Raw genomic sequence first — 19,543 nt, forward strand, 5'->3', positions numbered from 1 at the left:
TTCGTCCGATTTCAGCCGACCGCCTTGGCGTAGATCGCCAGCCGTTCCGCAACATCGGCTTCCAGATCACCGTAGAACAGGTTGTAAGGTCTGGCCTTTCGTCTATCCGCCCAGTTGCCGGTCTCGCGGAAGGACTCCAGGTCGGGCCAGGTGTGGCGCAACAGGCCGTTGCGGCACTGGGTCTCGACCTCGCGCGCCATCAAGGCCGGCCGGGCGCCCCATTCCAGCCCGGTGGCGTTGGTCGCGCCGCGGTGCAGCCGGGCGGGAACCCGTTCTTCGCCGACGCCCCCCGTAACGGGATTGACGCAGACCGCCGGCCGGTCGGCCAGATTGACCAATTGCCCCCGCTCGTCCCACACCGTCGCGCGGCGCAGCCGGCGGTGGGCGGCGCCGTCGTCCCGGTCGCCGACCTGGGACCAGGCGACGACGCAATGGATATGCTTCCGGTCGGCGCAGGCGGGGGTGGAGGCGGGCAGGTTCTCGGCGGCGATGATCGTGTCCATCAGATAGGCCGCGACCAGACGATCCCGAACCGCCGCATCCGGCGCGATCCGCTCGCGGACCAGCCGGTCCAGCAGATCGGCGCCCTGCTCCACCCCGGCCAGAACGATCGGGCCGGTCGGATGGCGCCCCACCCAGGCGTCGAAGGCGGCCAGCACGTCCTCATAGGCGAAGGCCCGCGCCTCGCGCGCGTCGTCGCGCAGGGTCAGGCGGGTATAGAGGCTGGCCTGGCGATAGCGCGGCGCGCTGACCGCCCCGGCCCGCGCGAACGGCCCAGCGTAGTTCGGCAGCACGACCCGGTACAGATAGGCGTCGGCCTTGCGGTCGCCGATGCTCCCGTTCCAGTCGCGCCCCCCGTCAAAGGTCGTCGAATGAACGAAGAAGACGTTCGCCGCCCCGGCCCCCGGCACGCGGGCGTCCAGCAGGGCCCAGGCGTGCGGATCAGCATAGTCCGGCGCCGGCGGGGGCTTGTAGGTCTGGAACGGCACCTGGGGATCCAACCCGGCCCGCAGGATGTCGCCCCGCCACACCGCGACCGCAGCGGTCAGCAAGAACACCAGGAAGAACCCGATGTAGCCGATCCATTGCCGGGTCGTCAGGCGTCTCATCTGTACTGATCGGGCTGGGCCAGGAAGTTCTGGACGTAGCGACGTACGCCCTCTTCCAGCGGTGTGGACTGGCCCTCGAACCCGGCGGCGCGGATGCGGTCCATACGGGCCTCGGTGAAATACTGGTACCGATCGCGGATCGCCTCGGGCATGTCGACATACTGGATCGACGGCTCCTTCCCGGCGGCGGCGAAGGTCGCCTTGGCCAGATCGTCGAACGACCGCGCCTGGCCCGATCCCGCGTTGAATACGCCCGAGACTTCCGGCGATTGCAGCAGGAATTCGATGATGTCGACCACGTCGTCCACATAGACGAAGTCGCGCAGCTGGCCCCCGTCGGCATAGTTGGGATTGTGCGACCGGAACAGGCTGACGGTCTCGCCCGCCGCCACCTTGGGCCAGATCTGGGCCACGACGGACTTCATCCCGCCCTTGTGCCCCTCGTTCGGCCCATAGACGTTGAAGAACTTCAGCCCCGCCCACTGGCGCGGCGCCTGGCCGCGATCCGACTGGCGCACCGCATACTGGTCGAACAGCATTTTCGAATAGCCATAGGCGTTTAGCGGCCTCAACTTCGACAGCGACTCCGCATCATCGTCGTCATTGAATCCCGTCTCGCCGTCGCCATAGGTCGCCGCCGACGAGGCGTAGATCATCCGCGCGTCCCGGATCGCGCACCAGTCCCACAGATCGCGCGACAGGGTGAAGTTGGTGCGCAGGATCAGGTCCGCGTCCGGCTCGGTCGTGGAGGAGATGGCGCCCATATGCACCACGGCCTCGATCCGGTCCGCATGGCGCTCCAGTTGTTCGAACAGTTCTTCCGGCGCCCAGAAATCGGCGATGGAATGTTTGGCCAGGTTCTTCCACTTGGCCAGGTCGGCCGTCTCCAGCCGGTCGCAGACCACCACATCATAGGCCGTCTCGGCCGTCAGCCGCGCCACGATATTGGAGCCGATGAAGCCGGCTCCGCCCGTCACAACAATCATTCTGGGCGTCATTGCGCGCTTCCCGTCATCTTCTCGATCGTCCGGGTCGTCGAATACCCATCCTTGAATTCCGCCAGACGAACCACGCCGCCCCAGCTCTCCACCAGGTCGCCGCCGACCACGCCCTCGCGCGTATAGTCCGCCCCCTTGATCAGCACGTCCGGCCGCAGCCGTTCGATCAGGGCGATGGGCGTCGGGTCGTCAAACGAAGTGACCCGATCCACGCTGGTCAGGCCGCCGATCACCACGGCGCGACTGTCCAGATCATTGACCGGCCGCCCCTCGCCCTTCAGCCGCTTTACCGAGGCGTCGGTGTTCAGCGCCACCACCAGACGGTCGCACCATGAGCGCGCCTGGGCCAGATAAGCCACGTGGCCACGATGCAGAATATCGAAACAGCCGTTGGTGAAGCCGACCTTCAGCCCCTGCCGCCGCCAGGCCTCGACCTCGGCCGCCAGCTCGTCCAGCGGCGTCACCTTGGCTTGGGCCGCGACGGCGTGCTGGCTCAGCTCGGCCTCGATCAGGTCTGCGGGCGTCACCACGGCCGTCCCGGCCTTTCCGACCACCACGCCCGAGGCCAGGATGGCGAACTGCACCGCCGTCTCCAGCGAGGCTCCGGCGCCCAGGGCCAGACCCAGCGATGCCAGCACCGTGTCCCCGGCGCCGGACACATCAAACACTTCGCGGGCCCGGCCGGGGAAATGCCGCACCGGCCCCTCGCGCCGCGCCAGGCTCATGCCCTTGCCGGCGCGGGTGACGATGATGGCCTTGGCCGTCGTCCCCGCCAGCAGGGCCGCCAGCGCCGCCTCGACCTCGGCGTCCGTCTCGACCGGCAAGCCCGTGGCTCCCGCCAGTTCCGATGCGTTGGGCTTGATCACATCGACCGCGCCATAACGGGCGAAGTCGCGCCCCTTGGGATCGACGATGATGGGCGCTTGCGTCTCGCGGGCGGCCTTCAGGGCGAATGCGATCAGGGCGTCGCCGACCACCCCCTTGGCGTAGTCCGACAGCAGAATGGCGGAGACGCCTGAAAACGCGTCGGTTTCGGCCAGGGGTGAAGCCGCCGCCTCCTCGTCGAGCCGCAACAGCTGCTGGCCCGCCGCCACGAACCGCGTCTTGACGATGGTCGCCGCGCCGGCCGGCCTGTCGATGAAATCGACGATCCGCTCCTCGGCGGCGATCAGGTCGCGCAGTTCCGCGCCGGCCGCATCCTCGCCCGTCACGGCGCCCAGATGCGCCACCCCGCCCAGGGCCGCGACATTGCGCGCCACATTGCCCACGCCGCCGGGCATGGCGGTCGTGCGGCGGGTGCGCAGCACCGGGATCGGCGCCTCGGGCGAGATGCGGTTGACCTCGCCATAGACGTAGCGGTCCAGCATCAGGTCGCCGACGCAGGCCGTCTTCAGGTCGCGCACGCGCTCCAGCAGCTTTTGCAGGGCGCCCAGATCAAGGGTGTCAGACATGCGCCCGACCTAGAGTATTCAGGCGGCCTGCGCCACCGGCGCCTTGGCCCCGATCTTGATGGCCAGGTCGTCGAAGGCGATCAGCTGTGCGGCCAGGGCCTCGAACTGATCCAGCGGCACCATGTTGGGGCCGTCCGACGGGGCGTTGTCGGGATCCTGGTGGGTCTCCATGAAGACCGCGTCCACGCCGACCGAGACGGCGGCGCGGGCCAGAACCGGCACGAACTCGCGCTGGCCGCCCGAAGACGTGCCCTGCCCGCCCGGCTGCTGCACGCTGTGGGTCGCGTCGAACACGACCGGGCAGCCGATGTCGCGCAGCACCGGCAGGGCGCGCATGTCGCTGACCAGGGTATTGTAGCCGAAGCTGGCGCCCCGCTCGCAGGCCATGACGTTCGGATTGCCGGCCCCGACCACCTTGGCCACGACATTCTTCATGTCCCAGGGCGCCAGGAACTGGCCCTTCTTGATGTTGATCGCCTTGCCGGTCGCGGCGGCGGCCAGCAGCAGGTCGGTCTGGCGGCTCAGGAAGGCCGGGATCTGCAGCACATCGACCACCTCGCCCACCGGTCCGCACTGGGCCTCGGAGTGGACGTCGGTCAGGGTCGGCAGGCCGGTGACCTCGCGGATCTCGGCGAAGATCGGCATGGCGTCCTTCAGGCCGATGCCGCGCGCGGCGCTGGCGCTGGTGCGGTTCGCCTTGTCGAAACTGGTCTTGTAGATGATGCCGACATTCAGCCGCTCGCCGATTTCCTTCAGCGCATGGGCCGTTTCCAGCGCGTGCTGACGGCTCTCCATCTGGCAGGGACCGGCGATGAAGGCGATTCGTGCGCCGCCGCCGATGACGACAGGCGTCCGAAGACCTTCGGACAACGTAATGACAGCGTTGGGTCGGCTCACGAGGCGGCTCTTTCGAAGTTCGGGCGTTATGGGAGCGGCGTTTGCCGCAGCTATGAGGCCATCAGGTGGCGCTTGTTTTCTATGAGCGCAAGTTATCATGGAGTTCGCCTGCGTGGCCACCAAGCCTGTCGTCCTTTGGTTTCGCCGCGACCTGCGCCTGAACGACAATCCCGCCCTGTATCACGCCGCCGCGACCGGCCGCCCGATCCTGCCGGTCTTCATTCTGGACCGCGATCCGGATCGTCCGGCCGGCGCCGCCTCGCTGTGGTGGCTGGACAAGTCCCTGCGCGCCCTGGACGCCTCGCTTCAGGAACGCGGCTCGCGGCTGATCCTGCGCCGCGGCGATTCGCTGACCCAGCTTCAGAGTCTCGTTCAGGAATCCGGGGCCGACGCCCTGTTTATGAACCGGCTGTTCGAACCCGCCGCCTTCGCCCGCGACGCCGAGATCGCCCATGAGCTGAAATCGGCCGGTGTCGATTGTCGGGGCTTCAACGGGTCGCTGCTGGCGCGGCCGGGCGCCGTGCTGAATGGATCGGACGCGCCCTACAAGGTCTTCACCCCTTTCATGAAGGCCCTGCTGGCCGCCGCCGAGCCGCCGCCGCACACGCCCGCCCCCCGCCGTATCGACACGCCAGAAGCCGTCCAGACCGAGTCGACCAACGACTGGGGTCTCCACCCGACCCGGCCCGACTGGTCCCAGGGCTTCGACTGGACGCCGGGCGAGGCCGGCGCCGAGGCCGCCCTGTCCGACTTCCTCACACAGGGCCTCAAGACCTATGCCCAGGGCCGCGACCATCCCGCTCTTCCCACCACCAGCCGCCTGTCCCCCCATCTGCACTGGGGCGAGATCAGTCCGTGGCGCGCGGCCCAGCAGGCCCGCGACGCCGGCGCGGTCTCGCCGGGCGAGGCGGACAAGTTCGTGTCCGAACTGGGCTGGCGCGACTTCTCGGCCCACCTGCTCCACCATTTCCCGACCCTCACCGACCGGGCCTTCCGCCCGGAATACGAATCCATGCCCTGGCGCGACGATCCCGAAGGGCTGGAGGCGTGGAAACGCGGCCGCACCGGGTATCCGCTGATTGACGCGGGGATGCGTCAACTGTGGACGACCGGCTGGATGCACAACCGGGTGCGGATGGTCGTGGCCTCCTTCCTGGTCAAACATCTGCTGATCGACTGGCGCGAGGGCGAGGCCTGGTTCTGGGACACCCTGGTCGACGCCGACCTGGCCAGCAATGTGCAGAACTGGCAGTGGGTCGCCGGTTCCGGCGCCGACGCCGCCCCCTATTTCCGCATCTTCAACCCCATCACTCAGGGCGAGAAGTTCGACGCCGAAGGCGGCTATGTCCGCCGCTGGGTTCCCGAGCTGCGTCGCCTGCCCGACCGCTGGCTCCAGTCGCCCTGGACCGCCCCGCCCGAGGTGCTGCGCGACGCCGGCGTGCAGCTTGGCAAAGACTATCCCCACCCCATCTTGGATCATGCCCAAGCCCGCGCCCGCGCCCTCGACGCCCTGAAGGCCGTCAGCGGCCGAGACGCCCAGGCCGGCCATGACTGACGACGCACGAAGAGGTTCCCGCATGAGTGTCGCCACAATCGATATCGAGGCCGCCGCCGCCCGCACGCCGCGCATGTTCGCCATGCTGCTGCGTCTGCTGGCCTCGAACTGGACCTTCGGTCGCCTGACCGTCCACCTGCCCAATGGCGAGACCCATGTGCTGGACGGCGAACGCCCGGGCCCCAGCGGCGTGCTCGACATCAAGGACTACGGCTTCGCCCGCCGTGTCCTGGCCGCCGGGGATATCGGTTTCGCCGAGGCCTATATGGCCGGCGAATGGGACAGCCCGCATCTGGCCGCCCTGCTGGAGACCCTGGTCGAGAACTACGACCACATCCGCCGCCTGTTCGACGGCAACTGGCTGATGATGGCGGTCAACTGGCTGGCTCACCGCCGCAACCGCAACAGCAGGACCGGGTCGAAGAAGAACATCCACGCCCATTACGACCTGGGCAACGCCTTCTACCAGACCTGGCTCGACCCCTCGATGACCTATTCGTCGGCCCGGTTCGAGCGGGTGGATGCGCCGCTGGACGCCGCCCAGAAGGCCAAATACGCCGCCCTGGCCCGGATGATGGACCTGAAGCCGGGCATGTCGGTGCTGGAGATCGGCTGCGGCTGGGGCGGTTTCGCCGAGTTCGCCGCCCGCGAGATCGGCGCTCAAGTCACCGGCCTGACCATTTCCAGAGAACAGCACGACTTCGCCCGCCAGCGTCTGTTCAACGCCGGCCTTTCCGAGCGCGCGTCGATCGAGCTGATGGACTATCGCGACGTCCAGGGCCGGTTCGACCGCGTCGCCTCCATCGAGATGTTCGAGGCCGTCGGCATGGAATACTGGCCGACCTATTTCGAGAAGATCCACGACGTCCTGAACCCCGGCGGCCGCGCAGGGCTTCAGATCATCACCATCCAGGAGCCCCTGTTCGAGGAATATAACGCCCGCACCGACTTCATTCAGAAATACGTCTTCCCCGGCGGGATGCTGCCGTCGGAGGAGCGGCTGAAGCCCGTCGTCGCCGCCGCCGGCCTGAACTGGGGCCCTATCGAACGGTTCGGCCTGGACTATGCCGAGACGCTGAAACTCTGGGACGACCGGTTCCAGGCGGCCTGGGGCGACATCCGCCGCATCGCCGGCTTCGACGAGCGGTTCCGCCGTCTGTGGCGCTTCTATCTGGCCTATTGTGAAGCGGGCTTCCGGTCGCGTCGGACAGACGTGGTGCAACTGGTGCTGGACCGCGCCTGACATTAGGCTGGGGGCATGACCCAGTCCTCCCCCCTGATCTCCACAGACTCCCTCGCCGCACTGATGGAGGATCCGACACTGCGGATCGTCGATGGGTCGTGGCATCTCGATGGCCGGGACGCCAAGGCGGACTTCGACCAGGCCCGGCTGCCCGGCGCGGTCTTCTTCGACCTCGAGGCGGTCTCGGACCACAGTTCGGACCTTCCGCACATGCTGCCGACCGCCGAGGCCTTCGCCGAGGCCGTCGGGGCGCTCGGCATCGCCGCGACCGACACCATCGTCATCTATGACACGGTCGGCCTGCGCTCCGCCCCGCGCGTCTGGTGGACCTTCCAGCTGATGGGCGCGACCAATGTTCGGGTGCTGGACGGGGGGCTGCCGCTCTGGCGCGCCGAAGGGCGGCCTCTGGTCTCGGGTCCGGCGCAGACCCCGACCCCGGCGTCGTTCACCGCATCGCGGCGCAGCGACGCCGTCGCCGACCTGCCGACCGTCCTGGCGGCCCTGACCGGCGAGGCGCAGATTCTGGACGCTCGGGCAGCAGCCCGATTCGCGGGCCAGGCGGCGGAACCCCGCGCCGGCCTGCGCGCCGGCCATATGCCTGGGGCGCTGAACCTGCCCTTCCCCTCCGTGATCGGCGAAGACGGCCGACTTCTGGCGCCCGAGACCCTGCGCGCCCGGTTCAGCGACGCCGGGGTGACCTTCGACCAGCCGATCATCACCAGCTGCGGCTCGGGCGTCACCGCCGCCATCCTCACCCTGGCCTTGGCCACGCTCGACGTGCCGTCCCGCCTCTACGACGGTTCATGGGCCGAATGGGGGTCTCGGACTGACACCCCCGTCGTCAGCGAAGCCTGACCTAGATCAAGCCAGGATCGGCGGCGTCGTCGTGTCTTCCACGACCGGCTCAACTTCATCGTCCTTCTCGCCGCGTGACACGACGGTGGCCAGCACCAGGTCGCCGGTGACGTTCAGCGTCGTGCGGCACATGTCCAGGAAGCGGTCGACGCCCAAGATCAGGCCGATCCCTTCCGGCGGCACCTTCACCATGACCAGGATCATGGCCACCACCGGCAGCGACCCCGCCGGCACCCCGGCCGTGCCGATCCCGCCCAGGATACAGACCAGCATGACGATGACCTGCTGGGTCAGGCTCAGCTCGATGTTGAAGAACTGGGCCAGGAACAGCACCGTCACCCCCTCGAACAGGGCCGTGCCGTTCTGGTTGGCGGTGGCGCCGACCGTCAGCACGAAACGGGCGATCTTCTTGGGCAGTTTCAGGTTCTGCTCCGCCGCCTTCAGCGACACCGGCAGCGAGGCGTTGGACGAGGCGGTGGAGAAGGCCACCACCATGGGCTCGCGCACGGCCCTGAAGAAGGTGATCGGCGAACGACCGCCCAACAGCCAGATGACCAGCGGATAGACCACGAACATATGGATCGCCATGGCTCCGACGGCCACGCCGACGAAGGCCGCCAGACGCACCAGCAGATCCCAGCCGAACAGGGCCGCCAGGTTGAACATCAGGCAGGCGATGGCGAAGGGCGCCAGTTTGATGAACAGGTTGATCAGCTTCATCGTCACTTCGAAGATCCCCTCGATCACCTCTTGCAGGCGATCAGTCGCGGGGCTCTTGGCCATGACCAGGCCGATGCCGAAGAACAGCGCAAAGACCATCAACGGCAGGATCTGGTTCTCCGCCGCCGCCGTCACGGCGTTGGACGGCACCAGGTCAAGGAAGAAGTCGCCCAGTTGGATGCTCTCCGGCGCCTTTTCGACGATGCCGGCGGCGCCGTCGCGTCCCTGTTCCAGCAGTTGCTGCGCCATGGCGGGATCGACGCCCCGGCCGGGCTGCAACAGATTGACCATGGCCAGGCCGATCACCACCGCGATGCCGGACACCAGTATGGTCAGCAGCAGGGTCTTGATCCCCGCCCGGCCCAGCGAATTCAGGTCGCCCATCTCGGCGACGCCGATCACCAGGGCCGAGAACAGCAGCGGGATGACCATCATGAACAGCAGGCGCAGGAAGATCTGCCCCGCCGGTCCGGTGATATTGTCGGTGACCCAGATCACCCAGGCCGTGTCTGCGCCCAGGGTCAGGTTGACCCACAGCCCTCCGCCCAGGCCGACGGCGAAGCCGATCAGCATCAGCCAGTGAAGGGCGATGCCCCCGCGTTTGGTCTCGGTCATCTATCCCCCAGGAAAAGACACAAGCTGCGCCGCTTATCGGATCGGCAGACCATAGATCAAGCCGCCCGGCCGCGCGTTCCACTGTGCGTTCAAACCGCGGGCCAGGTCGAGCGGCGATTGCGAGCCCAGGTTCCGGTCGAAAATCTGACCATAGTTGCCGACCGCCAGGATGGCGTCCTTGGCCCAGTCGTCCGACAGTCCCAGCATGGCGCCATACTCGCCCTCGGCGCCCAGCAAACGTTTGATGCGCGGGTCGTTGGCGCTTTCGGACAGGGCCTCGGCGTTCTCGCGGGTCACGCCCAGTTCTTCGGCCAGAATGACGGCGTTCAGGGTCCAGCGAACCACCGAGACCCAGCGTTCGTCCCCGGCCTTGACGACCGGCCCCAGCGGCTCTTTCGAGATGACGTCTGACAATATCGTGTGCGCCTGCGAATCGGCCAGAACGGTGCGGGCTGCCGCCAGGGCCGAAATGTCGGCGCTGAAGGCGTCGCAGTCTTCACGGCCATAGGCGTCGCGCGCCGCCTCCTCGGTCGGCAGGACGACGGGGCGATAGGCGATGCCGCGCGAGCGGAAGAAGTCGTCGGCGTTGGCCTGGGCCGTCGATCCGGCCTGGACGCAGATCCGGGCGCCGTTCAGCTCCGTGGCGCTGGCCAGGCTCAGCGATCGCCGCACCAGAAAGCCCTGGCCGTCGTAATAGTTGATCCCGGCGAAGACGAAGCCCTCGCCCGCATCCCGGCTCATCGTCCAGGACGAGTTGCGCCACAGCACATCCACCCGCCCCTCGTTCAGGGCCGCAAACCGGTCCGACGCCGACAGGGGCACGAACCGCACCGCGTTCGCGTCGCCGAAAATCGCGGCCGCCATGGCGCGGCAGAAGTCGGCGTCAAACCCCCGCCACTGCCCGCGATTGTCCGTATAGGCGAAGCCGACCAGCCCCTGATGCACGCCGCAGTTCAGGCGGCCGCGTCGCTTCACGGCGGCCAGGGTCGGACTGTCGGGGCGTTCCGTCGCCGTGGTCGCGACCGGAACCGGCGTCTCGGCCTCGGGGGCCGGACCCGCATCCCGGCGTCCGCACGCCGCCGTCAGCAGCAGCGCCGCCGCCAAGGCTCCGATTGTCAAGATCCGCATCGCGTTTCACATCCCTCGCCGCTTGCGCCCCGCTGACTTTAGAGGCCTTTAGGCCCTGATCCGCAACCCATCGGAGAGGCCATGTCGCCGCATTCGGACCGCACCCGCCTGATCTCGTCCGCCACCCGCCGGGGGCAGGGCCGCCGCCCGGTCAATCCGCCCATCGAACGCGCCTCGACCATGCTCAGCGACCGGGCCGAGGCCATTCGGGACGACGCCGACGGCCCTACCTACGGTCTGGACGGCGGCTCAGCCGCGCGTCAGCTGCGCGCCGCCCTGGCCGATCTGGAAGGCGCGAGCGACTGTTTCATCTTCCCCTCCGGCCTCGCCGCCGTAACCGTGCCCCTGCTGGCCTTGACCCGGCCGGGCGACGAGGTGATCGCCACCGACGCCGTCTATGGACCGTCCCGCCGCTTCCTGGCCCGCTACCAGGCCGCGCGCGGCGTCACGACCCGCTTCCTGCCCGCCGATACGGATGCAGCCGGCCTGATCGCCGCCCTCGGCGAGCGCACCCGCATGGTCCTGATGGAATCGCCCGCCTCGCTCACCTTCGAGATGATCGACGTGGCCGCCGTGGCGTCGGCCTGTCGCGAACGCGGCGTCCTGACGATGCTCGACAACACCTGGGGCGCGGGCCTGGCCTTCAAGCCCCTGGCCCACGGCGTCGATCTCAGCGTTCAGGCCCTGACCAAATATGTCTCGGGCCACTCCGACGTCCTGATGGGCGGGATCGCCGCCAGCGCCCCCGCCTGCCTGCGCGCCGTCGCCGACACGATCGAGGATCTGGGCTGGCACGTCTCACCCGACGACGCCTGGCTGGCCCTGCGGGGCCTGCGCACCCTGCCGCTGCGCTATGCCGAACAGGGACGTTCGGGCCTGATGGTCGCCGAATGGCTGCAGTCCCGGCCTGAGGTGTCGCGCGTCCTCTATCCGCCCCTGCCCGGCTCGGTCGGCCATGACCTGTGGAAGCGGGATTTCACCGGCGCCGCCTCCCTGATGGGCGTGGTGCTGAACGGCGGGAGCGAGGCCGCCGCCCGCGCCCTCCTCGACGCCCTCACCCTGTTCGGCATCGGCTATTCCTGGGGCGGGTTCGAAAGCCTGACCACCCACGAAACCCACCAGATGGCCTATCGTGTCCAGCCCCCGGTGCTGGAGGGTGAACTGATCCGCTTCCACATCGGCCTTGAAGACCCCGCGGACCTGATCGCCGACCTGGAACAGGGCTTTGCCGCCTTCCGCGCGGCGCTCACCCTTCCTTAAGCGGCCGGGGCGACAGTCGCCCCGTGCACGCCTCGCTCGTCCAGATCGATGATTCGGACGCCCCGCCCGCCTGGGAACAGGGGGCGGCGGGCTTTGTCGTCTTCATGCTGACCGGCGCCCTGTTCGCCCCCGTCATCGCCCCCGACCAGGGCGAAAACCCCGTCCTTCGCCTGCTCTGGTTGCCGGTCTACGCCATCACCCTGGGCCTGATCCTGTACCGTTTCGAAAAGGTCGTCCGCGCCTGGCCGGCCTGGCTGATGGTCGGCGGCCTGGTCGGCCTGGCCTATGTCTCTCAATACTGGTCCATCGATCCCGGCGTCACAGACCGGCGCGTCATCGCCCTGGCGATCAACAGCGCCTTCGCCGTCTATCTGGGCGCCGTCTTCCGGGGCGCCGCTCTGCCGCGTGTCCTGATGCACACCTGTCTGGTCATGGCGGTCGGCAGCCTGATCATGGTCTTCGCCTTTCCCCGCATCGGGGTTCATCAGTTCGACAACGCCGGCCTGTGGCGCGGCCTCTGGTACGAGAAGAACCAGATGGGCCTGGTCATGGTCGTAGGCGCGGTCTCCGCCGCCGCCTGCCTGGCCGCCGATCATCTGGCCCAGAACGGCCGCAAGCCCTGGGTCGCCGTCGTGACCTTCGCCCTGACCACCCTCCTGGTCGTGGCCACCCAGTCCAAGACCTCGCTGCTGTGCTGGATGCTGGGCGTCGGCATGGTCGGCGGCTGGTGGACGCTGAAACAGGGCGGCGCGGCCGTCACCGTCGCGGCCGTCTGGCTTGGGGTGGTCACCGCCGCCGCCGCCGCCTGGGTCTGGAACACCAATTCCGCCGCCATTCTCGAAGCCCTGGGCAAGGACCCCTCCCTGACCGGCCGGACCCTGATCTGGGAGGCCCTGATGCGCAAGGTCGCCGACCGCCCCTGGACCGGCTACGGCTTCAGCGCCTTCTGGGGCAAGGACTCCATCCCGGCGCGCGAGATCCGGCTTGAGACCCAGTGGCCCGTCCCCAGCGCCCACAACGGCTGGATCGACCTGCTGGTTCAGCTGGGCTGGCCCGGCGCGGTGGCGGTCGGCGCCCTGATGCTGACGGCGGCGATCCTGATTCTCATCCGCCTGAACGGCATGGGCGCCCGCGAGGGGTTCTGGAGCCTCGGCTATATGGCGGGCTTCTTTGTCCTCAGCCTGTCCGAGAGCGTCCTGCTGACCCACGCCAACCTGCCCTGGGTGCTGATGCTGGCGATTCTGGCCCGCGCCGTGACCTTCGATCCGGTTCCGGTGCGACCGCCGCTTGCTCGACCGGCGACACGCGCCTACCAGAACCGGCTCCGAATCGCCTCAGACTATGTGAATGGCCGCAGACCTCTTCGCTTTTGACGACACGCCCGACGCTCCCAAGCCCGAGGCTCCCAAACCTGTCGCGGCGACCCCGCCCCAGGCCGCGCCCGCCCCTGCGCCCGCCACAGCGCCTGGCCCGACGCCCGTAGCCGCAACGCCTGCGCCGACCGCCGGCGCCCAGAACGCCTATTCCGCCTCCTCCATCGAGGTGCTGGAAGGGCTCGAGCCCGTCCGCAAACGCCCCGGCATGTATATCGGCGGCACCGACGAACGCGCCCTGCACCACCTGTTCGCCGAAGTCCTCGACAATGCGATGGACGAGGCCGTGGCCCGCCACGCCAAGCTGATCACGGTCGAGTTGGACGCCGACGGCTATCTGGCCGTCCGCGACGACGGCCGCGGCATCCCCGTCGATCCCCACCCCAAACACCCGGGCAAGTCGGCGCTGGAGGTGGTGATGACCGTCCTCCACTCGGGCGGCAAATTCTCGGGCAAGGCCTATGAGACCTCGGGCGGCCTGCACGGCGTCGGCGTCTCGGTCGTCAACGCCCTGTCCGAGCACCTGGACGTCACCGTCTGGCGCGACGGCTTCGAGTGGAAACAGTCCTTCTCGCGCGGCAATGTCCTGGGCCCGATTCAGCAGGTCCAGCCGTCCAAGAAGCGCGGCACCCTGATCCGCTTCAAGCCCGACGACGAGATCTTCGGCATGGGCGCGGCCTTCAAGCCCGCCCGCCTGTTCCGCATGGCCCGCTCCAAGGCCTATCTGTTCCGGGGAGTGGAAATCAGATGGACCTGCGCGCCCGAGCGGATCACCGACACGACTCCGGCCCAGGCCCTGCTCCACTTCCCCGGCGGTCTGGCCGACGCCCTGGCCGACCGGATCGGCGAGCTGGAGACCGTCACCCCCACCTTCGCCGGCCGCGCCGAGCGTCAGGGCGAGGCGGGCGCCTTCGAATGGGCCGTCACCTGGTCGCCCATCGGCTTCGGCGAGGCCGACGGCTTCATCCAGTCCTATTGCAACACCGTCTCCACCCCCGACGGCGGCACCCATGAGGCCGGCTTCCGCGCCGCCCTGGTCAAGGGTCTGAAATCCTACGGCGAACTGACCAACGAAAAGCGCGCCGCCATCATCACGGCCGAGGACGTCACCGCCAACGCCGGCGCCCTGATCAGCGTCTTCATCCGCAATCCCGAATTTCAGGGCCAGACCAAGGACCGCCTGTCCTCGCCCGAGGGCGCCCGCCTGGTCGAACAGCTGCTGCGCGACCCGCTGGACCACTGGCTGACCGAAAGCCCCAAACAGGCCAACGCCCTGCTCGGCTTCGTCGTCGATCGCGCCGAGGACCGTCTGCGCCGCCGCAAGGACAAGGAGGTCCAGCGCGCCGCCGCCACCCGCAAGCTGCGCCTGCCGGGCAAGCTGTCGGACTGCAGCCGCCAGTCGGCCCAGGGCACCGAACTGTTCATCGTCGAAGGCGATTCGGCCGGCGGCTCGGCTAAACAGGCGCGCGACCGCACCACCCAGGCCATCCTGCCCCTGCGCGGCAAGATCCTGAACGTCGCGTCAGCCACCGCCGACAAGCTGCGCCAGAATATCGAACTGTCCGACCTCGCCCTGGCCCTGGGCGTCCAGCCCGGCAACCGGTTCAATATCGACGACCTGCGCTACGAGCGGATCGTCATCATGACCGACGCCGACGTGGACGGCGCCCATATCGCGGCCCTGCTGATCACCTTCTTCTACCGGGTCATGCCCGAGACGATTCGCCAGGGCCGGGTCTTCATGGCCCTGCCGCCGCTCTATCGGATCTCCGCCGGCCCCTTGAGCGAATACGCCCGCGACGACGCCCACCGCGACGAGCTGCTGGCCACTGTCTTCAAGGGCAAGAAGACCGAGATCGGCCGGTTCAAGGGCCTGGGCGAAATGATGGCCTCCCAGCTGAAGGAGACCACCATGGACCCCAAGAAGCGCACCCTGGCCCGGATCACCGTCCCCGACGCCGAGACCAGCGTCGAAGACCTGGTCGAACGCCTGATGGGCAAGCGCGCCGACGCCCGCTTCCAGTTCATCCAGGAAAACGCCCAGTTCGTGAAGGAAGACCTGGACGTCTGAGGCGTTCGCGAGCCTTCCAACCCTAAGCCCGTCATCCTAGGCCTTGTGCCTAGGATCCATACTCTCGGTCTTCGAAGGGACGCACCCCCATAAACCGTGAGTATGAATTCTCGCCACAAGGGCGAGAATGACGATGAATTGGCGGGCCGCGACAGGCCCTTCCCGCCCGAAAACGCCTTCCCACGTCCCGCGCCCCCTGACAAAAGGGGGGCCATGAGCACGCCCGCCCCCTCCCCAGCTTTTCTCGACGAACTGAAGGCCGCCCTCGGTCCGGGCGGCTGGACCCAGGATCCCGAGGTCGTCGCCCCCCACCTGACCGAATGGCGCAACCGTTGGACCGGCGACACGCCGATCCTGCTGACCCCGCGCTCGACCGAGGAAACGGCCAGGGCCGTGACCCTTTGCGCCCGCGAAGGCGTCGCCATCACGCCCCAGGGCGGCGGCACCGGCCTGGTCGGCGGCCAGATCCCCTTTGGTGAGGTCCTGCTGTCCACCCGCAAGATGCGCGCCGTCCGCGACGTCACCCCCCTGGACGACGCCATGACGGTCGAGGCCGGCCTGACCCTGCTGGAGGCACAACAGGCGGCGACGGCCGCCGGCCGCTATTTCCCGCTCAGCCTCGCGGCTGAGGGTTCGGCCACCGTCGGCGGCGTCATCTCCACCAACGCCGGCGGCACCCAGGTGCTCCGCTACGGCATGATGCGCGACCTGGTGCTGGGCCTTGAGGCCGTCATGCCCAATGGCGAGATCTTCCGGGGCCTGAAGCGCCTACGCAAGGACAACACCGGCTACGACCTGAAACAGCTGCTGATCGGCGCCGAGGGCACCCTGGGCGTCGTCACCGCCGCCACCCTGAAACTCTTCCCCATCATGCGCTCGCGCGCCGTCGCCGTCGTCGGTCTGGAGACCGCCGCCGCTTCGGTCGAGCTGCTCGCCCGCGCCAAGGCCGAGACCGGCGGCGGGGTCGAGGCCTTCGAGCTGATGAAGCGTCTGGGCATGGAACTGGTGCTCAAGAACATCCCCGACACCCGCGAACCGCTGGACTCGACGCCCGACTGGTACGTCCTGATCGAGATCGCCTCGGGCACTCCGGGCGGCGCCGAGGCCCAGATGGAGGCCCTGCTGGAGGTCGCCTTCGAACAAGGCCTGATTACCGACGCCGCCATCGCCCAGAACGACGCCCAGCGCGCCGCCTTCTGGCGTCTGCGCGAAGAACATTCTGCGGCCCTCAAGCCCGAGGGCGGCGGCTGGAAACACGACGTCTCCGTCCCCATCAGCCGCATCGCCGAATTCATCGACGAAGCCTCGGCCGCCGTCGAACGCTTCCACCCCGGCGCCCGCATCTCGGTCTTCGGCCACGTCGGCGACGGCAATCTGCACTACGACATCCTGCCGGGCGTGGGTCAGGACATCCCCGCCTTCATCGGCCGCTGGAAGGAAGGCTCGCAAGTGGTTCACGACGTCGTCCGAACCTATGACGGCTCCATCTCCGCCGAACACGGCCTGGGCCGGCTAAAGACCGAAGAGGTCAAACGCTACAAATCCCCCCTCGAAATCGAAACCATGGCCGCCCTCCGCCGCGCCATCGACCCCAAGCGGATCATGAACCCCGCAGTCCTATTCTAACTTCCACCTCCCCGTCGGCGAAGGCCGACGGGGAGGACAGGCGGGAGCGTCAGCGAACGCCAGGAGGGGGCGACTCGGTGTCAGACGCTGGCCCGGTCACCCCCACCGCCAGAGTCGCCCCCGCCTGGTCGCAAGCGCGACCTGTCCTCCCCCCGCGCCTTCGCGCGCGGAGAGGTGACGCCTTTCTCCCTCTTTCGTCATTCCGGGCGCAGCGCAGCGGAGACCCGGAACCCAGCGGCGCGCGAGAGCGCGAACCTGTCGCGGACTCTGATCTTCAACATCGCGCGGCGGCGCCATCGCCTTCGGCGCCGCTGGGTTCCGGGTCTGCGGGCCAAGCGGCCCTTCGCCCGGAATGACGGAAGAAAAGAGCGGCCAGCGCGCACAATGACGCTGCCTCCACCCCAACCTTTTCAACGCCCTAACAGAATCTCACCCCCCGCTTCTAATCACCCCTCAAACCTCCCGCATAATCCTCTCATCCCCGCCGATGGGGAGGGCGTCGGATCCAGCGCCCTGACGGCGGCGGGGCTGTGGTCGAGCGATGAAGCCGGTGGGGAGGAGACCGCCGGGGTCCTTAGGGGCGGCGATGGATGCCGTCTCCTGCTCGCCGCACGCCTAGGAAAGCGGACCGCTGTCGACCTTCGTCGGCATGTCCGCCCCGGCGAAGCCGTCGCAAGGCGGCCCGCCGATCCGGCAAGGCTCTAAAAGGAGGGCCGCCAGCCGGAGTGCGTGTGGAAAACGACCGCGTGGGACGACGACTGCGCCGAAACGGTACTTAAAACTCCAAACCCCGGGTGCAGACCCGGCGTCCCACGCCCTCCCCAAACTTCGCCGCGAAAACGGCGAAGGCGCTTGCGCATGTCTTCGCCTCATTTGCTCTCTCGCCTCAGGATCGCTACATCCGCCCAAACCTCCCAATCCGACGAAACCCGAAGGGCGAAACCGCACCTCATGGCGCAGCAATATATTTTCCAGATGCAGGGTCTGACCAAGACCTTCCCCGGCGGCCGCAAGATCTTCGAGAACATCTGGCTCAGCTTCTATAACGACGCCAAGATCGGCGTCGTCGGGGTCAACGGCTCGGGTAAATCCACCCTGCTGAAGATCATGGCCGGCCTGGACAACGAGTTCTCGGGCGAGGCCCGCGCCGCCGACGGCATCAAGCGCGGCTATCTGGAGCAGGAGCCCCAGCTGGACCCCGCCCTGAACGTTCGCGAGAACGTCGAGGCCTGGTGCGAAGAGAAACAGTGGGTCAACCGCTTCAACGCCGTCGCCGCCGAACTGGGCGAGAACTACACCGACGAGCTGATGGAGGAGATGACCTCTCTCCAGGAGAAGATCGACGCCGGCGACGTCTGGGACATCGACAGCCGTATCGAAATGGCCATGGGCGCCCTGCGCTGCCCGCCCGACGACTGGGAAGTCACCAACCTGTCCGGCGGTGAGAAGCGCCGCGTGGCCCTGGCCCGTCTGCTGCTGTCCAAGCCCGACATGCTGCTGCTCGACGAACCGACCAACCACCTGGACGCCGAATCCGTCGCCTGGCTCCAGCACCACCTGGAAAACTTCCCCGGCTGCGTCATCCTGGTGACCCACGACCGCTACTTCCTGGACCTCGTCACCAAGTGGACGCTGGAGCTGGACCGCGGCAAGGGCCATCCGCACGAGGGCAACTATTCCTCGTGGCTGGAAGCCAAGACCAAGCGCGTCATCCAGGAACAGTCGGAATCCGAAGCCCGCCAGCGCGCCCTCACCCGCGAACTGGAATGGGTCCGTTCGGGCGCCAAGGCCCGTCAGGCCAAGTCCAAGGCTCGTCTGGCCGCCTACGAGCGGATGGTCGAGGAACAGGAATCGATGCGCGGCGCCCAGACCCACGCCCACATCCAGATCCCGCCCGGCCCGCGCCTGGGCAATGTCGTGCTGGAAGTCGAAGGCCTGGCCAAGACCTATGGCGACAAGACCCTGTTCGACAATCTGACCTTCAAGCTTCCGCCCAACGGCATCGTCGGCGTCATCGGCCCCAACGGCGCCGGCAAATCGACCATGTTCAAGCTGATCACCGGTCAGGAAACCCCAGACGGCGGCACGATCAAGGTCGGCGAGACGGTCAAACTGGCCTATGTCGATCAGTCGCGTGACGACCTGAAGCCCGACGAGACCATCTGGCAGGCCATCTCGGGCGGCACCGATGTGATGATGGTCGGCAAGCGCGAGATCAACACCCGCGCCTATGTCGGCAGCTTCAACTTCAAGGGCGGCGACCAGCAGAAGAAGGTGGGGCAGCTGTCCGGCGGTGAACGAAATCGCGTCCACCTGGCCAAGACCCTGGCCTCGGGCGGCAATCTGATCCTGCTCGACGAACCGACCAACGACCTGGACATCGAAACCCTGCAGAACCTCGAAGAGGCCCTGGAAGAGTTCGCCGGCTGCGCCGTGGTCATATCCCACGACCGCTGGTTCCTCGACCGTCTGGCCACCCACATCCTCGCCTTCGAAGGCGACGGCCATGTGGAATGGTTCGAAGGAAACTTCGAAGCCTACGAACAGGACAAGATGCGCCGCCTGGGCGCCGACAGCATCATCCCCAAACGCATCCAGCACCAGAAGTTCGGGCGCTGATTGATCTGTGATAGGATGCGGGA

14 protein-coding genes are annotated in these 19,543 nt (G+C 67.8%); 8 read left to right on the top strand and 6 right to left on the bottom strand.

Features of this window, described 5'->3' with window-relative positions:
- Positions 1 to 11: 11 nt before the first annotated feature.
- The 4 genes from ACW177_RS09535 to kdsA are packed head-to-tail and all read right to left on the bottom strand — an operon-like array spanning position 12 to position 4,455.
- Complete coding sequence (locus ACW177_RS09535; protein ID WP_492025487.1) at positions 12 to 1,109, bottom strand: DUF3089 domain-containing protein; 1,098 nt, start codon at positions 1,107 to 1,109, stop codon at positions 12 to 14.
- On the bottom strand, positions 1,106 to 2,095 hold the full coding sequence (rfaD, locus tag ACW177_RS09540; RefSeq protein WP_492025488.1) for an ADP-glyceromanno-heptose 6-epimerase: 990 nt from the start codon (positions 2,093 to 2,095) through the stop codon (positions 1,106 to 1,108). The genes ACW177_RS09535 and rfaD overlap by 4 nt, the downstream gene beginning before the upstream one ends.
- An 8-nt stretch (positions 2,096 to 2,103) precedes the next feature.
- Positions 2,104 to 3,558, bottom strand: coding sequence for a D-glycero-beta-D-manno-heptose 1-phosphate adenylyltransferase (gene rfaE2 / locus ACW177_RS09545; protein WP_492025489.1), 1,455 nt, complete (start codon positions 3,556 to 3,558; stop codon positions 2,104 to 2,106).
- 18 nt (positions 3,559 to 3,576) lie between these two features.
- The gene (gene kdsA / locus ACW177_RS09550; protein ID WP_492025490.1) at positions 3,577 to 4,455 is read right to left on the bottom strand and encodes a 3-deoxy-8-phosphooctulonate synthase; all 879 of its coding nucleotides are present in this window, start codon (positions 4,453 to 4,455) and stop codon (positions 3,577 to 3,579) included.
- A 97-nt stretch (positions 4,456 to 4,552) separates the two neighbouring features.
- Between kdsA and ACW177_RS09555 the strand changes: the two genes are divergently transcribed.
- The 3 genes from ACW177_RS09555 to sseA are packed head-to-tail and all read left to right on the top strand — an operon-like array spanning position 4,553 to position 8,108.
- The gene (locus ACW177_RS09555; RefSeq protein ID WP_492025491.1) at positions 4,553 to 6,010 is read left to right on the top strand and encodes a cryptochrome/photolyase family protein; all 1,458 of its coding nucleotides are present in this window, start codon (positions 4,553 to 4,555) and stop codon (positions 6,008 to 6,010) included.
- 22 nt (positions 6,011 to 6,032) lie between these two features.
- A complete protein-coding gene (locus tag ACW177_RS09560; protein WP_492025492.1) occupies positions 6,033 to 7,253 on the top strand; it encodes a class I SAM-dependent methyltransferase in 1,221 nt (406 codons plus the stop codon).
- Positions 7,254 to 7,268: 15 nt separating this feature from the next.
- The gene (sseA, locus tag ACW177_RS09565) at positions 7,269 to 8,108 is read left to right on the top strand and encodes a 3-mercaptopyruvate sulfurtransferase (RefSeq protein WP_492025493.1); all 840 of its coding nucleotides are present in this window, start codon (positions 7,269 to 7,271) and stop codon (positions 8,106 to 8,108) included.
- A gap of 6 nt (positions 8,109 to 8,114) precedes the next feature.
- On the opposite strand, the gene ACW177_RS09570 is transcribed toward sseA, so the two are convergent.
- Complete coding sequence (locus tag ACW177_RS09570) at positions 8,115 to 9,443, bottom strand: dicarboxylate/amino acid:cation symporter (protein WP_492025494.1); 1,329 nt, start codon at positions 9,441 to 9,443, stop codon at positions 8,115 to 8,117.
- A gap of 33 nt (positions 9,444 to 9,476) precedes the next feature.
- Positions 9,477 to 10,571 (bottom strand): amino acid ABC transporter substrate-binding protein, encoded by a 1,095-nt coding sequence (locus ACW177_RS09575; RefSeq protein WP_492025495.1) that lies wholly within the window; start codon positions 10,569 to 10,571, stop codon positions 9,477 to 9,479.
- 81 nt (positions 10,572 to 10,652) lie between these two features.
- Here ACW177_RS09575 and metC point away from each other — a divergent pair, with 81 nt between their 5' ends.
- From metC to ettA, 5 genes are all read left to right on the top strand, one after another.
- Entirely contained in the window at positions 10,653 to 11,831 is a 1,179-nt protein-coding gene (gene metC, locus ACW177_RS09580; protein WP_492025496.1) for a cystathionine beta-lyase, read from the top strand.
- 23 nt (positions 11,832 to 11,854) lie between these two features.
- The gene (locus tag ACW177_RS09585) at positions 11,855 to 13,204 is read left to right on the top strand and encodes an O-antigen ligase family protein (protein WP_492025497.1); all 1,350 of its coding nucleotides are present in this window, start codon (positions 11,855 to 11,857) and stop codon (positions 13,202 to 13,204) included.
- The gene (locus ACW177_RS09590) at positions 13,179 to 15,275 is read left to right on the top strand and encodes a DNA topoisomerase IV subunit B (protein WP_492025498.1); all 2,097 of its coding nucleotides are present in this window, start codon (positions 13,179 to 13,181) and stop codon (positions 15,273 to 15,275) included. Before ACW177_RS09585 ends, ACW177_RS09590 begins: the two co-directional genes overlap by 26 nt.
- Before the next feature lie 213 nt (positions 15,276 to 15,488).
- Complete coding sequence (locus ACW177_RS09595; RefSeq protein WP_492025499.1) at positions 15,489 to 16,901, top strand: FAD-binding oxidoreductase; 1,413 nt, start codon at positions 15,489 to 15,491, stop codon at positions 16,899 to 16,901.
- Positions 16,902 to 17,852: 951 nt separating this feature from the next.
- On the top strand, positions 17,853 to 19,520 hold the full coding sequence (gene ettA, locus ACW177_RS09600) for an energy-dependent translational throttle protein EttA (protein ID WP_492025500.1): 1,668 nt from the start codon (positions 17,853 to 17,855) through the stop codon (positions 19,518 to 19,520).
- Positions 19,521 to 19,543 lie beyond the last annotated feature (23 nt).

The organism is Brevundimonas sp. AVps23W (assembly GCF_058681395.1).